Below are 14824 nucleotides of genomic sequence, written 5' to 3' on the forward strand. Positions count from 1 at the left end.
GGCGGCACCGCACGACACCCCCACCACGGATGGCAGGAGAAACCTCAGATGACGACCGAACGCGAGCCGATGCCGCCCCGGACCAGGCCCCGGGCGGCGCGCCGAGCGGCGCCGCGGCGGCCGGAGCAGACGTCGGACCGGACATCTCCGCCGTCGTCGGGCGGATCCGCGCGGGCTCGGCGGCCCGCCCGCGCGAGGCTGGTCCCGCTCGGCGCGCTGGGGGCGGCGGCCCTCGTCCTCGCCGCGGTGACGGGCTGTCAGAGCTCGTCGGGCTCGGACCCGTACGCGATGCCGTCGGACACGTACACGGCGCCGGTGGACCCGAACCCGACGCCCACCGACCCCGACACCGCACCGGTGGACCCGAACCCCACCCCCACCGACCCCGACACCGCGCCGGTGGACCCGTACTCGCCCCCGGCGGACACCACGCCGCCCTCGCCCAGCCCCTACGACTCGGGCACCTGCCTCAACGGCACGCTGCCGGACTCGACGACGGCGCAGACCGTCAACGACGTCAACCAGGTCGACTGCTCGGCCGACGACGCGCACTACAAGGTGATCCAGGTCTTCTACGAGACGACCGACCTGAGCCGCTGCGACGACGTGTCGGACACGCAGTACTCCTTCTCCTCTCAGGTGACCTGGAACGGCGCGACCATCAACTCCTACGTCTACTGCCTCGTCGGCCTCGGCTCCTACGCCCGCTGAGCGCCTCGCTCGGCGTGACCGATTCCTTTCCGGCCCCGCCCGAGTCTCAACTCTGCGGGCCGGAAACTCCGGCCGCACCGAGGAGGCCATCATGCGCAGGATCAAGGCGGGCGCGTTCGTGACGCTGGACGGCGTGGTCCAGGACCCGGGAGGCTTCGGCGAGCTCGACGCGGGCGGCTGGGCGCTGCCGTACTTCGACGAGGCCGCGCGGGAGCACTCCACCCGGCAGCTGCTGGAGAGCGAGACCTTCCTGCTCGGGCGGGAGACCTTCGAGATCGTGGAGAAGGCCTGGTCGGCCAATACCGGCCCGTACGCGGAGGCGATGAACGCCATTCCCAAGCTCGTCGTCTCGCGGACGCTGCGGGGCCCGCTGTCCTGGAACGCGACCGCTCTCACCGGGGAGGCGGCCCGTACCGTCGCCGAGCTCAAGCGGGGCGAGGGCGGGGACATCATCATGTACGCCAGCTTCAGGCTGCTGCGGACCCTGCTCCGGGAGGACCTGGTCGACCAGCTGACCCTGGGCGTCCACCCGGTGGTCCTCGGCGAGGGCAAGCGGCTCTTCGACGGCGCGCAGCCCTTCGGACTCCGGCTCGTCTCCGCCACGCCGAGCGCGACCGGGGTCGTCTCGCTCACCTACGCGCGGTAGCGTCGGCCGGGATGGGTGACTTCGCCACCGACACCGAGCCGTACCGGCGCGAGCTGCTCGCGCACTGCTACCGCATGCTCGGGTCGGTGGACGACGCCGAGGACGTGGTCCAGGAGGTCTACCTGCGGGCCTGGCGCGGGTACGGGGCCTTCGAGGGCCGCTCCTCGGTGCGCGCCTGGCTCTACCGGATCGCCACCAACGCCTGCCTGACCGCACTCGCGCACCGGAGCCGACGCGTGCTGCCGTCCGGGCTCGGCGCTCCCGCCGACGATCCGTCGGCGCCGCCCGTGGCCGCGGAGGCGCGGTGGATCCAGCCTGTGCCCGACGCCATGCTCGACCCGGCCGTCATCGTCACCGAACGGGAGAGCCTGCGGATCGCCATGATCGCCGCGCTCCAGCGGCTGCCCGGCCGTCAGCGCGCGGTGTTCCTGCTGCGGGACGTGCTGGCCTGGCCGGCGGCGGACGTCGCCCAGGTCATGGGCGTCAGCACGGCGGCGGTCAAGAGCACGCTGCAGCGCGCGCGGGCCCAGCTGGCCGAGGAGCCGCCGGACGTCGAGGAGTCGGTCGAGCCGGGTGAGCTGGAGGGTGTGCTGGCGAGCTACATCGCGGCGGTCGAGGACGCGGACGGCGCCGCCCTGGAGCGGCTGCTGCGCGCCGACGCCCGGGTGGAGGCCACCCCCTGGCGCACCTGGTTCTCCGGCCGTGCCACCTGCGTGCGCTACCTGGTGGAGCAGGTCCTCGGGGCGCCGGGGGACTGGCGGCTGCTGCCGACCGCCGCCAACGGCCGGCCGGCGGCCGTGGGGTACTTCCGGGGCCAGGCCTACGGAATCCTGGCGCTGACCGTCACGCCGACGGGCATCGCGGGCGTCCACGCCTTCGTCGGCCCGGAGCTGGTCCGGCGCTTCGGCTTTCCCGCCGCGCTGTGAGCGGTGCGGTGGGTGAGCCGTGGCGTCGTGCCCGGTCAGACGGGGGCGACCCCTCCAACGGCCCCCACCGGGCCCGGATCGACCAGGACGCGGACAAGCGTCCCGAGGCTCAGGGCTTGCGGGCGACGCCGACCGCGGCGAGGCGGAGGACCGGGTGGGCGTCGTGGGAGGGGGTCTCGTCGTCGGGACGCCACTCGGCGACGGTGACGACGCCCGGCGGGACGAGCTCGAGGCCGTCCAGGAAGGCGGCGACCTCGGCGCTGGTGCGGAACTGTCCGCGCCCGACGCCTTGGCGCAGCATCGCCTCCGCCTGCGCCGTGTCGGCGTCGACCTCGGGGCCCGCGGTGATCAGGTGGTGGACGAACACGTAACTGCCGGACGGGAGTTCGTCGACGAGGGCGCGGACGACGCGGTACGGGTCCTCGTCGTCGAGGACGTAGTGGAGGATGCCGCAGAGCAGCAGGCCGACGGGGCGCTCGAAGTCGATGTGGGCGCGCAGCACGGGATCGGCGAGGAGCTCGGCGGGGTGGCGCAGGTCGCCGTCGGTGACGACGGTTTGCTTGTTGTCCGCCAGCAGCGCGCGGGCGTGGGCGAGCACGGCCGGGTCGTTGTCGACGTAGACGACGTGGGTCTCCGGGGCGCTCCGCTGCGCGACCTGGTGCACGTTCTCGGCCGTCGGCAGGCCGGAGCCGATGTCGATCAGCTGCCGCAGCCCGGCCTCGCGGACCAGGAAGTCCACCACCCGTCGCAGCACCGCGCGTTGCTGCTGCACGCCGAGGTGCACCTGCGGCAGCGCCTGGGCTATCCGGTCGCCGAGGGCCCGGTCGGACTCGAAGTTGTCCTTGCCGCCCAGCAGGTAGTCGTAGACGCGGGCGATGTTCGGCGGCGGGGTTTCCACGGGTGCTCCACTGGGTGCCGGGCTCGGGTGATCCGTGGCGATCATAGAGCCGGCGTCAGCGGTGGAACGTCCCCGGCCGGGGATGGGGCCCGGCGGCCCCCACCCCCGGCCGGGACGACTCGAAGGCCTCGCGGGCGCGAGGCCCGGGGCGGGTCAGATCTGCTTCAGGTCCGCCGTCAGCGTGGCGATGTCGATGCCGTTGACCCGCCCGGCCTCGCGGTACTCCTGGGCGAGCACGGCCCAGGCCTCGTCCCCGTAGGTCTGCCACCAGTCCCAGGCCACCTGCTGCACCGCGCCCCAGGTGACCACGTAGAGCCAGTCGGCGTCGTAGCCGAGCAGCGGGATGGCGTGGCCGCCCTCGATCGGCTGGGTCTGCCAGTCGCCCTCGAGCGTCCAGGGCAGGCCGTCCTGGAACTGGGTCGGCGCGTTGGCCGGCACCTGGATGCCCGCGTAGACGCCGCCGAAGAGCGCGATGGTCTGCTTGATCGCCTTCTGCGCGTGGACGTTGACGGGGGCGTAGGCGAGGATCCTGTTGCCCCACAGCCCCGAGGCCTGCCAGGCGGCCAGCACCTGCGACTCGACCAGGCCGGAGTCCTTGCCGCCGGAGAGCTGGAAGTACTGGGCCACCACCTGCTGTTCGGTCGGCACCTGGTCGCCCTGGCCGGTCTGCGCGTTCCAGGACTGGATCAGGTGTGCGGCCGCGGCCATGGTGCAGTCGCCGTACTGGTCGTTGCCGTCCATCGGCCAGTTGCTGACCTTGGTGGCCCAGTCGACGGATGTCGGCGGCGCCGGCAGTTGCTCTGTCGCATAGGCGGTGAACTGCTTGAGACCGACCGGGAACTGAGGCCCGAGCTTGCCGTACTTTCCTGCGTCGCGCGCCATGGTGCGCTGTACCTCCGGGGGTGGTGGCCCGACTGGCTGTGGACGCATTCCACCATTCCAGATCAACTCGGCATGTACCAGACATTTGGGGACACACGTCCGAGTGAACCCGGTCGAGCCGCGCTGACCTGCGCTGCTGGGGTGGGAGGCTCGTCGGAGCGGACGTGGAAGGGGAGACGAGGTCGTGGTGGCGGGACGATCGCGCGGCGCGGTGGCCGGTGCGCTGGTGGCAGTGGTCGTCGCGGCCCTGGCTGCGTGCGGCGGGAGCAGTGTCACCCGGGCGACGTCCACGCAATCTCTGGGTCCAGCCGCCCTCGCCCGGCCATGTGCCGGGCTCCGGCCCGGCGAACCCCAAGGACGACGTGGAGTCGGCGCTCCACGACGCCGTCTGCTCGGGGCAGGTGAGCCTGTCCGCCGCGCAGTCTGCGATCGCGACCAACTGGACGACCGCGCTGGCGACCCTGCGGGTCACCCCCTCGCCGCGTCGCTGACGCCGCCGTTCCGGGTGGCCGAGAGGAGGTGGGGCGGCTGCCAGTCGAACATGGGCGCCGCGCCGCGGACCACCGCGGACTCCGGCAGGCGCCCGGCCAACGCCAGCGCCGTGTCCCGCAGGGTCACGGCGACGCGTGAGCGCACCGCGACCGCGCGCGCCACGCGTGCCGACCGGCGCACGACGCCGGTCGTGCGCGGCAGCCGCGCGGTGGAGTAGGCATCCAGCGCGGAACCCAATCCGGTTGCGGTCCAGGCGGTGTGAGCGAGCGTCACCGCATCCTCCAGGGCCTGGCAGGCCCCCTGGCCCTGGAACGGCGTCATGGCGTGCGCGGCGTCACCGAGCAGGGCCACCCGTCCGTGGTGGAAGGCGGGCAGCGGCGTGACCATCTCGAACACGTCGTTGCGCAGCACCAGTTCCGGTTGTGCGGCGGCGAGCAGTCCGGGCAGCGGCGCGCACCAGCCGCCGAAGCGGCGCAACAGCTCGGCCCGTTCGTCGCCGTCCGCGGCTCGCGTCCCGGCCGGGGCGAGCGCCGCGGCGTAGAGGTAGGTGCGACCGCCGGGGAGTGGCAGGACACCGGTCAGCGCACCGGGACCCCAGACCTCGCCGAGCGGCCCGGGGCGGGCGTCGCGCGTCGGGATGACGGTGCGCCAGGTCGTGAAGCCGCTGTAGCGCGGGGCCGGGTGTCCGGGGAAGAGCAGACCGCGGGCGGGGGAGTGGATCCCGTCGGCGGCGACGACCAGCTCGGCGGTGTGACGCGTGCCGTCGGCCAGGGCGAGGACCGCCGGACGGGTGGGGTCGTCGGGGACCCCCGGGTCGAGCACGCGCGCCTCGCTGCCCGTGTGCAGGGCGCCGGTGGGCAGTTGGCCGGCCAGCAGGCGGACGAGGTCGGCGCGGTGCATGACCGCCAGCGGATCGCCGAAGGCGTGGGCGATTCCCTCGCCGCTGGTCCGGGCGAGCCAGCGGCCGCTCGGGGGCGGCGCAGTCCGCCCTCGCCCTGGACGGCGGCGACCCGCCGTACCTCGTCGCCGAGCCCGAGGACGTCCAGCGCGCGCAGCGCGTTCGGCGCGATCCCGAGCCCGGAGCCGACGGGCTCCAGCGACTCGGCCCGCTCGTGCACCTGGACGTCCCATCCGACGGCCAGCAGGGCGAGGGCTGCCGCGAGGCCGCCGATCCCGGCGCCGATGACGTGGGCCTGCGGCCGGTGCGTCCCGTTCATGCGCGGCCTCCTTGCTTCACTATGGATGTAGTCCAACGTACTACGATCGTAGTGAGGAGTGGAGAGGAGGCATGATGCGGACCATGACCTCGCCGCGCGCCCGCCTGATCGCCGACACCGCCGTCACCCTGCTCGCCGAGCGGGGGCTCCGCGGCCTGACCCACCGGGCGGTGGACGAGGCGGCCGGTCTCCCGCCCGGCTCCACCTCCAACCTGGCCCGCACCCGCGCGGCCCTGCTCACGCTGGCCCTGGAGCATCTCGCGCAACTGGAGGCCGCGCCGCTGACGCCGTCCCTGCCGGTCGGCTCGCTCACCCCCGACGCGGCCCGCGGCCTGCTCGCGGGGCTGCTGGTGGAGGGCCTCGGCACGGCGCTGGGCCCGGGCCGGCCGCTGACCCTGGCGCGGTTCGAACTCGCCCTGGAGGCAGGCCGGGACGGAGAGGTCCGGGCCCGCTACGACGTGCTGGGCGGGGGCTTCCGCGACCTCGCGGCCTCGCTGCTCGCGGCGTCCGGCTGCCCGGACGCCGAGGGGCGCGCGAGGTACCTCGTCGCCTGGTGCGACGGGATCCTCTTCAACGCGACGGCAGGCTCGGGGCAGGCGCAGCCGCCGGGCGCACGGGAGTTGACGGAGCAGGTGGAGCTGATGCTGCGCACCCTGCTGGCACCCTGAGGCGCCGCGCCGCCGACCGGCCGCGGCTCAGCGCCAGGTTCGCCGGTCAGCCGAGCTCGGCCAACCGGCTTTCCAGGAAGGCCCGTTCGGTCTCGTTCGTGGTCAACTCCAGTGCCTCGCGGTAGGCGTCCGCCGCCTCCGGGATGCGGGCGAGACGGCGCAGCAGATCGGCACGGGCGGCGTGCATTGGCTGGTAGGCCGCCAGGGGTTCGCGCAGCGCGTCGATCGCCGCCAGGCCCGCGTCCGGGCCGGAGACCTCGGCCAGGGCGACCGCGCGGTTCAGCGCGACCACCGGAGTGGGGGCCAGCCGCAGTTGAAGGTCGTAGAGGGCCAGGATCTGCTCCCAGCGCCGCCGTTGGTCCAGCGTCTCGTCGCTGTGCACGGCGTTGACCGCCGCCTGCACCTGGTACGGGCCCGGGGCGCCGCGGCGCAGGCAGGCGCGGACGAGCGTCTGGCCTTCGGCGATCTCGGCGTGGTCCCACCGCCCACGGTCCTGCTCGGGGAGCAGGACCAGCGTGCCGTCCGCGCGGGTGCGCGCCGCCCGGCGCGCGTGCGTGAGCAGCAGCAGGGCCAGCAGGCCGACGGCCTCCGGCTCGTCGGGCATCAGCTCGACCAGCACCCGGGCCAGGCGCAGCGCCTCCGCGCACAGCTCCTCGCGGACCAGCGCCTCACCGGCCGAGGCGTTCCAACCCTCGTTGAATACCAGGTAGATGGTGTCGAGCACGCCCTTCAGCCGGTCGGGCAGCTCCGCCTCACGCGGGACGCGGTAGGGGATGCCCGCCTCCTTGATCTTGCGCTTGGCGCGGACCAGGCGCTGGGCCATGGTCGCCTCGGGCACCAGGAACGCGCGGGCGATCTCCGCGGTCTGCAGCCCGCCCAGCAGTCGCAGCGTCAACGCGACCTGGGCGGCGGGCGCGAGCGCGGGGTGGCAGCAGGTGAAGAGCAGCCGCAGTCGGTCGTCGGACACGGGCCCCTCCTCTGCGGCGCGTTCCTCCGGGGTGGCCGTCGTCGCGTCGATCAGCTGCTGCGCCTGGCGGTGGCGGTCCTGCCGGGACGCCTCACGGCGCAGCCGGTCGACGGCACGGTTGCGCGCCGTCGTGGTGATCCACGCACCGGGGTTGGGCGGCAGGCCGCGCTGCGGCCACTGCTCGAGCGCGACGGTGAAGGCGTCCTGCACCGCCTCCTCGGCGAGGTCGATGTCGCCGAGGAAGCGGATCAGGGCTGCCACGCAGCGGCCGTACTCCTCGCGGAAGACCCGTTCGGTCTCGCGGCGGCCGGCCGGCTGCTCGTCGTGGGCGCGGTCGTCGGACACCCGGTCGGCCTACAGCTCCGCCGTGTCGTCCTGGAACGGACGCACCTCGACGGGACCCTGGCAGGCCTTGCTGCCCGCCGCGGCCAGCGCGAGCGCGGCGTCGAGGTCGGCGGCCTTGACCACCCAGAAGCCGCCCAGGTGCTCCTTGGTCTCGGCGAACGGGCCGTCGGTGGTGAGCACCTTGCCGTCCGGCTGGGTGCGCACGACGGTGGCGACGTCCGCCGGGAGCAGACCGCCGGCGAAGACCCAGGCGCCGTCGGCCTGGAGCTTCTTGTTGAACACGTCCACGTCCTGGTACATGGTCTGCATGGTCTCCGCGGACGGCGGCTCCTGACCCTCGACCATGTGGACGGAGAGCAGGTACATCTTCGTGGCGCTCATGGCGAACTCCTCGTTGCGGTGCGGTGCGTTGCGGATCCGGCGTTCTGCCGGGCTGATACCACCACTACGAACGGCCCCCCGCCGGATCGACACTCCGGCGGGGAGAACTTCGAAGATTTTTCCGGGAGTGTCTTTCAGGGCCGCAGACGCACCCGCGCCGCCAGGACGGCGATGTCGTCCTCGGCCTCGCTCGGCGTGGAGCTGTGCAGCGCGGCGTCGAGCAGGTCGTCCAGGTCGCCCGCGGCGGGCAGGGGGAGCGCGGCCAGGCGCTCCAGGGAGACGTCGATGTCCTCGTGGCGCCGCTCGACCAGCCCGTCGGTGTAGAGGAGCAGCACGTCGCCCGACCCCAGCTCGCGCACCAGCTGCTGGTAGCCGCCGACGCCGGTGCCCAGCGGGGGACCGCTCGGTACCGGCACCAGCTCGGTCACGCCGTTCGGGGTCACCAGGGCGGGCGGCAGATGCCCGGCGCTGGCGAAGGTGACGCGGTTGCGCGGCGGATCCACGAGTGCGAGCAGGCAGGTGGCGGGGCGGGCGGCGTCGTTCTCGGAGATCATCGCGTCCAGCTGACGCAGGATCCGGTGCGGCGGCAGGTCCATCACCGCGACGTAGCGCAGCATCGACCGGTAGGTGCTCATGTCGACGGCGGCCTCGACGCCGTGTCCCATGACGTCGCCGATCACCAGCAGGGTCCTCCCGAAAGGGAGCCGCACGCTCTCGTACCAGTCGCCGCCCACCACGGAGCTGCTGCCCGAGGGGAGGTAGCGGCAGGCGATCTCCATGTTCGGGTGCGGGTTGGCGGGCTCGGCGAGCAGCGCGCGTTGCAGCTCCAGGGCGATGCCCTGGGAACGGGTGTAGCGGCGGGCGTTGTCGATGCTGAGCGCCGCGCGCGCGGCCAGGTCCTCGATCAGCGCCAGGTCGTCGTCCGAGAATTCCGCGCCGCGCGCGAGGATCAGCGCGCCGACCAGGTGGCCGCGCGCCGCCAGCGGCACGGCCACCACGGAGGCGATCCCCGCGGCGCGATAGACCTCCAGGGTGGCCGGGTCGGAGATGGCCGCGGCCCCCTCCGCGCCCTCGTCGATCGCGGCCAGGTCCAGCACCACCGGCTTGGCGGCGACCAGGCTCCTGGTGACCAGCGACCCCTCGCGATGGCGCACCGACTCGCCCGGGTGCGCCAGCGTGGCGAGCTGCTGATGCAGTTCCGGCCGCCCCGCGACGGCCGCGCGCAGCAGCCGCACCGTGCCCAGCGGCATGCCCAGCCGGTGGTCCGGCACCCCGGGCGGCAGGATGTCGACGGTCGCCAGGTCGGCCAGCCCCGGCACGGTGAACCCGGCCAGCTCGGCGCAGGTCGTGTCGGTGTCGAGCGTGGTCCCGATCCGCTCACCCGCCGCCGTCAACGTCGCCAGCCTCCGCCGCGCCCGCAGCTCCCCCTCCGGCGGCGCGGAGGCGGGCGCCATGGCCTCCCCGCCGCGCCCCGAGACAGCGACCGAAGCGCCGGCGGGGGTGACAGCTTCCGGGCCGTCAGGCGCCGTCGCCGGAACGGCCTGCGCGGCGGTGGCACCCGCGGGTCCCACACTCGGCGTGGCCGGAGCCTCCTGCGTGGCGTCGAGGAGGGCGACGACGAGGACGAGGGGGGTCTGGGCGCCCGTTCCCGGGTCGGGGGCGACGCGCTGGAGGCGCATGCGGATGGGTTCGTGGGTGGGGCCGGCGACGAGTTCGCGGGTTTCGCCGTCGGCCAGGACCAGCGCGGCGGCGTGGGCGGTGGCGGCCGTCTCGCCGAAGCCGGACGCACCCGCGCGGCTGAGCGCCGTCGCGGTGAGCGGCGCCCCGGCGGAGGCCTCCGGGGGCAGGCCGGTGAGGCGCAGGAAGGCGTCGTTGGCGTAGCGCCAGCGCAGCTCCGCGTCGAGCAGGGCGACGCCCACCGGGAGGGCGGCGAGCACCTGCGACGGCAGCCCCGTCGCCACGGCGGCGGGCTCGGCCGGACCCCGCGCATCGGCCATGACTGCGTCCGCCGCGTCGTCGGCTGCCGCGGCGGCGTCCCGCTTCGGGGCCTCCGCGCCCACGTTCTCCCCTCGTCCCCCGGTCGGCAGAACTGATTCCATGATCGCCCCGAGCCGCGGGCGACGCATCCGCTCCCCCCGGTCCGACGTCCATCTTGCCCGAGTGCCCGGGCGACACGCGCCCCGGGACGGGGTACCTGTGAGCGGAATCGCAGTGGGACAGAATCCGGTAAGGAAGCTTTACGTTCTTGTCGGGATGTTGTCATGATGTCCTGCCGTGAGCATCAGCCATAAGCGCCGTCAGCGGCGCAGCATCCTCATCGCCTCGGTGGCGGCCGTCGTGGCCGGCGCCGGGATCTACGCGGCCGCCGGCGCCGGCGCCTCCGTGACCGGGCCCGTCGCCGCGGCCAGGGCCGGGACGAACTGGATCTCCTACACCGGCGGCAAGCTGGTCTACGGGCACGACGCGCAGGGCAACCGCGTCCCCGACTACTCCGCCGCGGGCTACGAGGGCGGCGGCGTCGCCCTGCCCGTCGCCGCGGTCAGGCAGCAGGTCGGCTCGCCCAGCGGCAAGGACGACACCGCTCGGATCCAGGCCGCGATCAACGCGGTCGCCAAGCTGCCGGTGGGCGCCGACGGGCTGCGCGGCGCGGTGCTGCTCGCTCCGGGCCAGTACCGGATCGACGGGACGCTGACCATCGACGCCTCCGGCGTGGTGCTGCGCGGCTCCGGCAGCGGGACCGGCGGGACCGGCCTGGTCGCCCACGGCGCGACCGCCCGCACCCTGATCACCGTCGGCGGCAGCTCCCGCTACACCGCCGTCGGCACCCCGACCGACGTGACCGACTCCTACGTGCCCGTCGGCGCGACCTCGCTCGACGTCGCGAGCACCGCAGGGCTGAAGGTCGGCTCCGAGGTCGTCGTGCAGCGGCCCACCACGCAAGCGTGGCTCGACGCCATCGGCATGCAGAGCCTGTGGAAGCCGAACTGGAGCCTGTACTCCGAGCGCAAGGTCACCGCGATCAGCGGTCACCGGCTGACCCTGGACGTGCCGCTGACCACCGCGCTGGAGCACCGGTACACGCAGGCCACGGTCTACCGCTACACCTTCCCGCGGATCGACCACGTGGGCCTGGAGTCCCTGAGCGCGGACGGTCGGGCGATGGCCGCCGACCCGAACTACGCCAAGGACTTCTACGGCTCCAGCCTCTCCTCGTTCGGCGCCGTCCAGGACTCCTGGGTACGCGACGTGACGGGCTATCACTTCGGGCAGAACGGCGTGACGGGCCTCGGCTCGCAGAGCCGCCGGATCAGCGTGCTGCACACCGCGACGCTGGACATGCTGGTCAACAACGCCACCTCGGCCCGCTCCGACGGCTACACGCTGGAGGGGCAGCAGAACCTCGTCCAGGACTGCCTGGTGACGGCGTCGAAGATCCACGCCTTCACCACCGAGGCGCGCCAGTCCGGCCCGAACGTCTACTCGCGCTGCACCGCCAAGCTGACGCAGACCGCGTACGACTCCGGCGGCCACCAGCGCTGGGGCAGCGGCACGCTCTACGACCAGGTCACCGTCGCCGGCACGCTGCTGCTGGTCAACAACGGCACCCGCGGCACCGGCCACGGCTGGTCGGACGCCAACAGCACCGCGTGGAACTGCGTCACCACCGGTGGCTACGAGGTGCAGCAGCCGGCCACGGCGCACAACTGGGCCTTCGGCTGCACCGGCCCGCTGCTCTCCGGTTCGAACGGCGAAGTGGTCAGCAACGGCAGTCCCGTGCCGCCGGCCAGCCTCTACGACGAACAGTTGCGTGAGCGCGGGCTGCGCCCGGTCGGCTGACGGCCCTGCTGGTCACGCCTGGCCCGCGGGCAGGTCCGGCTTGGTGAGGAAGCGCTTGAGCTTCTGCCAGGGCCAGGTGTTGATCACGTCGTCCGGGCCCAGCCAGGCGCGTTGGGCCGTGCCGACGCCGAAGCGCGGGTTGGCCAGTTGGACCGTGGAGTGCGCGTCGGAGTCGATCGAGAACCGCACGCCCGCCGAGCGGGCCGCCCGGACGTGCTCGTCGTTGAGGTCCATCCGGCCCGGCGCGCCGTTGATCTCCAGGGCGGTGCCGGTCCGCGCGGCGGCCGCGAAGACCGCGGGCCAGTCGACGTCGATCGGGGCGCGCCGGCCGACCCGGCGGGCGCTCGGGTGGCCGATGACGTGGACGTGCGGGTTCTCGCAGGCGCGGATCAGGCGGCGGGTCTGCGTGGCGCGGTCCGCGCCGAAGTGGGAGTGGACCGAGGCGACGCAGACGTCGAAACCGGCCAGGAACTCCGCGGGCCAGTCCACCGAGCCGTTGGGGCCGATGTTCAGCTCTGTGCCGTGGAGCAGTCGCATCCGCCCGTAGCCGCCCGCGAGTTCCCGCAGCCGGGCGCGCTGGGCCAGCATCTTCTCGTCCGTCATGCGCTGCATGACGAGGTCGGGCGCGTGGTCGGTCACCGCGTAGTACGCGTAGCCGCGGGCCTTCGCCGCGGCGAGCATGTCCTCCAGGGAGGCCACGCCGTCGGTGAGGTCGGTGTGGGTGTGCAGGTCGCCGCGCAGGCCGCGCTCGGTGACGAGCACGGGCAGCTCGCCCGCCGCCGCGGCCTCGACCTCGCCGAGGTCCTCGCGCAGCGTCGGCGGGATCCAGGCCAGGCCGAGCGCGGCGTAGACGTCCTCCTCCGTCGCGGAGGCGACCGTCGCGCCGGTCTCGTTGTCGAACAGGCCGTACTCGGAGAGCTTCAGCCCCGCTCGGACGGCCCGGGTGCGCAGCTTGATGTTGTGCGCCTTGGACCCGGTGAAGTAGACCATCGCCGCCCCCCACGCCTCGGGGGCGACGACCCGCAGGTCGATCTGCAGGCCGGCGGCGGTCCGCACCGACGTCTTGGTCGGGCCGCTGACGATCACCTCGGCCACCGCGGGCAGCGCGACGAAGGCCTCCGTCAGCGGCGCCGAGTCGTGCGCCGCGGCCAGGACGTCCAGGTCGCCCACCGACTCCCTCAGGCGGCGCAGCGAGCCGGCCCACTCGCAGCGCAGGCAGCCGGGGACGTCGCGCAGCGTGGCCGTCACCTCCTCCGCCAGGGAGGTGGCGGTGCCCAGGTCGGCGCGCCCGGCGGCGGCGTGCAGCACCGCCAGGCCGTGCAGGATGTTCTCCTCCGTGCGGCCGCCGAAGCCCGGCAGGTCGTGCAGCCGGCCCGCCTCCGCGGCGGCGCGCAGCTCGTCCACGCTGGAGACGCCCAGGTCCTGGTGGAGCGTCAGTGCCCGCTTCGGGCCCAGGCCGGGCACCTTCATCATCGCGCGGACGCCGGGCGGGATCTTCGCGCGCAGCTTCTCGACAGCCTCCAGCGTGCCGGTGCGCCGGACCTCGTCGATCTTGCCCACGGTCGACTTGCCGACGCCGGGGATCTCCAGGATGTCCTTCGGGTCCATCGCAGCCAGGTCGGTCGGCCAGCCGCCGATCGCCCGCGCGGACTTCTCGTAGGCGCGGGCCCGGAACGCGTCCCCGCCGATGATCGTCAGTAGGTCCGCGTACTCCTCGAGCAGCGCCTGGACCTGGTCGTTGAGCCGGGCCATGGGCTCAGCGTAGGTCGGCGGCCCCGGCGTCGCCGCCCGAAGCCGTACCGCCCGAAGCCGTACCGCCGGAAGCCGTGCCGCCCAGGGTCGCGCCGCAGCGCCAGCAGCGGGTCGGACGGGCCTCGTCCTGCACCGCGTCGCACTCCGGGCACAGCCGGTGCAGCCAGCAGGCCGGCTCGCCGCCCTCCTCCGGCTCCTCCCGTCCGAGGAGTTGGTCCTCGTTCTCGCTCATACCTGTCACGTTAGCGCTGGAGGGAGGCGGTGCGGGTGCCGGTGCGGGCGGCCCGATCTACGGTATGAACGTGTCTGAATCGGGTGAAACAGGTCATCACATGCGCCTGGGCGGGCGGATGAGTTCCGCCGGCAGCGTGTTCTGGGCGTTGCTGCCGTTGTTCACCGTCGGGATGGGGACGGCGGCCGTGGTCGGCTGGGCCGGGTGGCGGCTGCGCTCCCGGGCGGTGGCCGCGCTGGCCGCCGTGGATGCCGCGGTCACCGTGGTGGCGCTGTGGCTGGCCCAGGCGCCGCCCGACACCGCACGGAACAACACCGCAGGGGCGTTGATCGCCGTGCTGCTGGTGGGCGGGGGACTGGCGACCACCTTCGCGGTGCGCCCCCGGCTGATCGGACCGTCCGTCCAGGACCCGGCCCTCACCGCCGCGCTCGACCGGCGGGCCCGCCGGGTGCGCGCCCGCGAACTCGCCGAGCGCGATCCGGCCCTGGCCCGCGAGCTGGGCATCGGCCGGCCCGACCTGGCGCACCAGTACGACGACGGTGGTCTCGCCGACGTCAACCACGTGCCGGCGCCGGTGCTGGCCGGCCTGCCGGGCATGACGCCCGAGTACGCCGACCGGATCGTCGCGGCACGCGGCGAGCGCGGCGGCTTCGGCAGCGTGGCCGAGCTGGAGGTCTGGGCGGACCTGCCGCGCGGCGTCGCCGAGGAGCTGTCCGACCGGCTGGTGTTCCTGCCCTGAGGCGTTCTCCGGTGTCGCCACCTTCACACTCCTTCACAGCCGTCCGTGGTCATCTTTGCGTCAACGCCGGATAACCTGGGCGCGACAGGAGCGTGACGAGGAGGCACCACTGACCCAGCCGGCCGGGACGA

Annotated in this window: 14 protein-coding genes and 1 pseudogene; 7 read left to right on the top strand and 8 right to left on the bottom strand. The window is 73.9% G+C overall.

Going from position 1 to position 14824, the window contains the following annotated elements; all coding sequences use genetic code 11:
* Positions 1 to 48 precede the first annotated feature (48 nt).
* The 3 genes from DN069_RS39520 to DN069_RS27130 all read left to right on the top strand — a co-directional run bounded on the left by DN069_RS39520 (position 49) and on the right by DN069_RS27130 (position 2283).
* Positions 49 to 711: an LppU/SCO3897 family protein gene (locus DN069_RS39520; protein WP_133260048.1), complete on the top strand. Its 663-nt coding sequence runs from the start codon at positions 49 to 51 to the stop codon at positions 709 to 711.
* 91 nt (positions 712 to 802) lie between these two features.
* Positions 803 to 1357 (top strand): dihydrofolate reductase family protein, encoded by a 555-nt coding sequence (locus tag DN069_RS27125; protein WP_111505260.1) that lies wholly within the window; start codon positions 803 to 805, stop codon positions 1355 to 1357.
* An 11-nt stretch (positions 1358 to 1368) separates the two neighbouring features.
* Positions 1369 to 2283, top strand: a complete 915-nt coding sequence (locus tag DN069_RS27130) for an RNA polymerase subunit sigma-70 (protein WP_111505262.1) — start codon at positions 1369 to 1371, stop codon at positions 2281 to 2283.
* Between the two features lie 109 nt (positions 2284 to 2392).
* On the opposite strand, the gene DN069_RS27135 is transcribed toward DN069_RS27130, so the two are convergent.
* Together DN069_RS27135 and DN069_RS27140 are read right to left on the bottom strand one after the other, a co-directional pair.
* Complete coding sequence (locus DN069_RS27135; RefSeq protein WP_243639779.1) at positions 2393 to 3181, bottom strand: SAM-dependent methyltransferase; 789 nt, start codon at positions 3179 to 3181, stop codon at positions 2393 to 2395.
* Between the two features lie 153 nt (positions 3182 to 3334).
* Positions 3335 to 4063, bottom strand: coding sequence for a hypothetical protein (locus tag DN069_RS27140; RefSeq protein ID WP_111505266.1), 729 nt, complete (start codon positions 4061 to 4063; stop codon positions 3335 to 3337).
* Between the two features lie 326 nt (positions 4064 to 4389).
* Here DN069_RS27140 and DN069_RS27145 point away from each other — a divergent pair, with 326 nt between their 5' ends.
* Positions 4390 to 4554: a hypothetical protein gene (locus DN069_RS27145; RefSeq protein ID WP_424556330.1), complete on the top strand. Its 165-nt coding sequence runs from the start codon at positions 4390 to 4392 to the stop codon at positions 4552 to 4554.
* Here the strand turns inward: DN069_RS27145 and DN069_RS27150 are convergent.
* Positions 4532 to 5772: pseudogene (locus DN069_RS27150) on the bottom strand (FAD-dependent monooxygenase). The gene DN069_RS27145 and the pseudogene DN069_RS27150 overlap by 23 nt on opposite strands.
* Before the next feature lie 83 nt (positions 5773 to 5855).
* Here DN069_RS27150 and DN069_RS27155 point away from each other — a divergent pair.
* The gene (locus DN069_RS27155; RefSeq protein WP_111505306.1) at positions 5856 to 6440 is read left to right on the top strand and encodes a TetR/AcrR family transcriptional regulator; all 585 of its coding nucleotides are present in this window, start codon (positions 5856 to 5858) and stop codon (positions 6438 to 6440) included.
* A 46-nt stretch (positions 6441 to 6486) separates the two neighbouring features.
* Here DN069_RS27155 and DN069_RS27160 read toward each other — a convergent pair whose 3' ends face one another.
* From DN069_RS27160 to DN069_RS27170, 3 genes are all read right to left on the bottom strand, one after another.
* Positions 6487 to 7752 (bottom strand): RNA polymerase sigma factor, encoded by a 1266-nt coding sequence (locus DN069_RS27160; protein ID WP_111505268.1) that lies wholly within the window; start codon positions 7750 to 7752, stop codon positions 6487 to 6489.
* 9 nt (positions 7753 to 7761) lie between these two features.
* Entirely contained in the window at positions 7762 to 8133 is a 372-nt protein-coding gene (locus tag DN069_RS27165; protein WP_243639781.1) for a YciI family protein, read from the bottom strand.
* Between the two features lie 134 nt (positions 8134 to 8267).
* A complete protein-coding gene (locus tag DN069_RS27170) occupies positions 8268 to 10232 on the bottom strand; it encodes a SpoIIE family protein phosphatase (RefSeq protein WP_165845652.1) in 1965 nt (654 codons plus the stop codon).
* Positions 10233 to 10407: 175 nt separating this feature from the next.
* Between DN069_RS27170 and DN069_RS27175 the strand changes: the two genes are divergently transcribed.
* Complete coding sequence (locus DN069_RS27175; protein ID WP_111505272.1) at positions 10408 to 11970, top strand: pectate lyase family protein; 1563 nt, start codon at positions 10408 to 10410, stop codon at positions 11968 to 11970.
* Between the two features lie 12 nt (positions 11971 to 11982).
* Here the strand turns inward: DN069_RS27175 and polX are convergent, their stop codons facing one another.
* On the bottom strand, positions 11983 to 13722 hold the full coding sequence (gene polX, locus DN069_RS27180) for a DNA polymerase/3'-5' exonuclease PolX (protein ID WP_111505274.1): 1740 nt from the start codon (positions 13720 to 13722) through the stop codon (positions 11983 to 11985).
* Positions 13723 to 13726: 4 nt separating this feature from the next.
* Positions 13727 to 13954, bottom strand: coding sequence for a hypothetical protein (locus tag DN069_RS27185; RefSeq protein WP_111505276.1), 228 nt, complete (start codon positions 13952 to 13954; stop codon positions 13727 to 13729).
* Positions 13955 to 14024: 70 nt separating this feature from the next.
* Between DN069_RS27185 and DN069_RS27190 the strand changes: the two genes are divergently transcribed.
* Positions 14025 to 14693, top strand: coding sequence for a ComEA family DNA-binding protein (locus tag DN069_RS27190; RefSeq protein ID WP_133260049.1), 669 nt, complete (start codon positions 14025 to 14027; stop codon positions 14691 to 14693).
* The last annotated feature ends 131 nt before the right edge of the window (positions 14694 to 14824 follow it).

This window comes from Streptacidiphilus pinicola (genome assembly GCF_003258295.1).
GTDB classification, from domain to species: domain Bacteria; phylum Actinomycetota; class Actinomycetes; order Streptomycetales; family Streptomycetaceae; genus Streptacidiphilus; species Streptacidiphilus pinicola.

Bases quoted from the DNA above. Each gene is read 5' to 3' on its own strand.
- DN069_RS39520 (WP_133260048.1), top strand. From the start codon at position 49: ATGACGACCGAACGCGAGCCGATGCCGCCCCGGACCAGGCCCCGGGCG.
- DN069_RS27125 (WP_111505260.1), top strand. From the start codon at position 803: ATGCGCAGGATCAAGGCGGGCGCGTTCGTGACGCTGGACGGCGTGGTC.
- DN069_RS27130 (WP_111505262.1), top strand. From the start codon at position 1,369: ATGGGTGACTTCGCCACCGACACCGAGCCGTACCGGCGCGAGCTGCTC.
- DN069_RS27140 (WP_111505266.1), bottom strand. From the start codon at position 4,063: ATGGCGCGCGACGCAGGAAAGTACGGCAAGCTCGGGCCTCAGTTCCCG.
- DN069_RS27155 (WP_111505306.1), top strand. From the start codon at position 5,856: ATGACCTCGCCGCGCGCCCGCCTGATCGCCGACACCGCCGTCACCCTG.
- DN069_RS27165 (WP_243639781.1), bottom strand. From the start codon at position 8,133: ATGAGCGCCACGAAGATGTACCTGCTCTCCGTCCACATGGTCGAGGGT.
- DN069_RS27170 (WP_165845652.1), bottom strand. From the start codon at position 10,232: ATGGAATCAGTTCTGCCGACCGGGGGACGAGGGGAGAACGTGGGCGCG.
- polX (WP_111505274.1), bottom strand. From the start codon at position 13,722: ATGGCCCGGCTCAACGACCAGGTCCAGGCGCTGCTCGAGGAGTACGCG.
- DN069_RS27185 (WP_111505276.1), bottom strand. From the start codon at position 13,954: ATGAGCGAGAACGAGGACCAACTCCTCGGACGGGAGGAGCCGGAGGAG.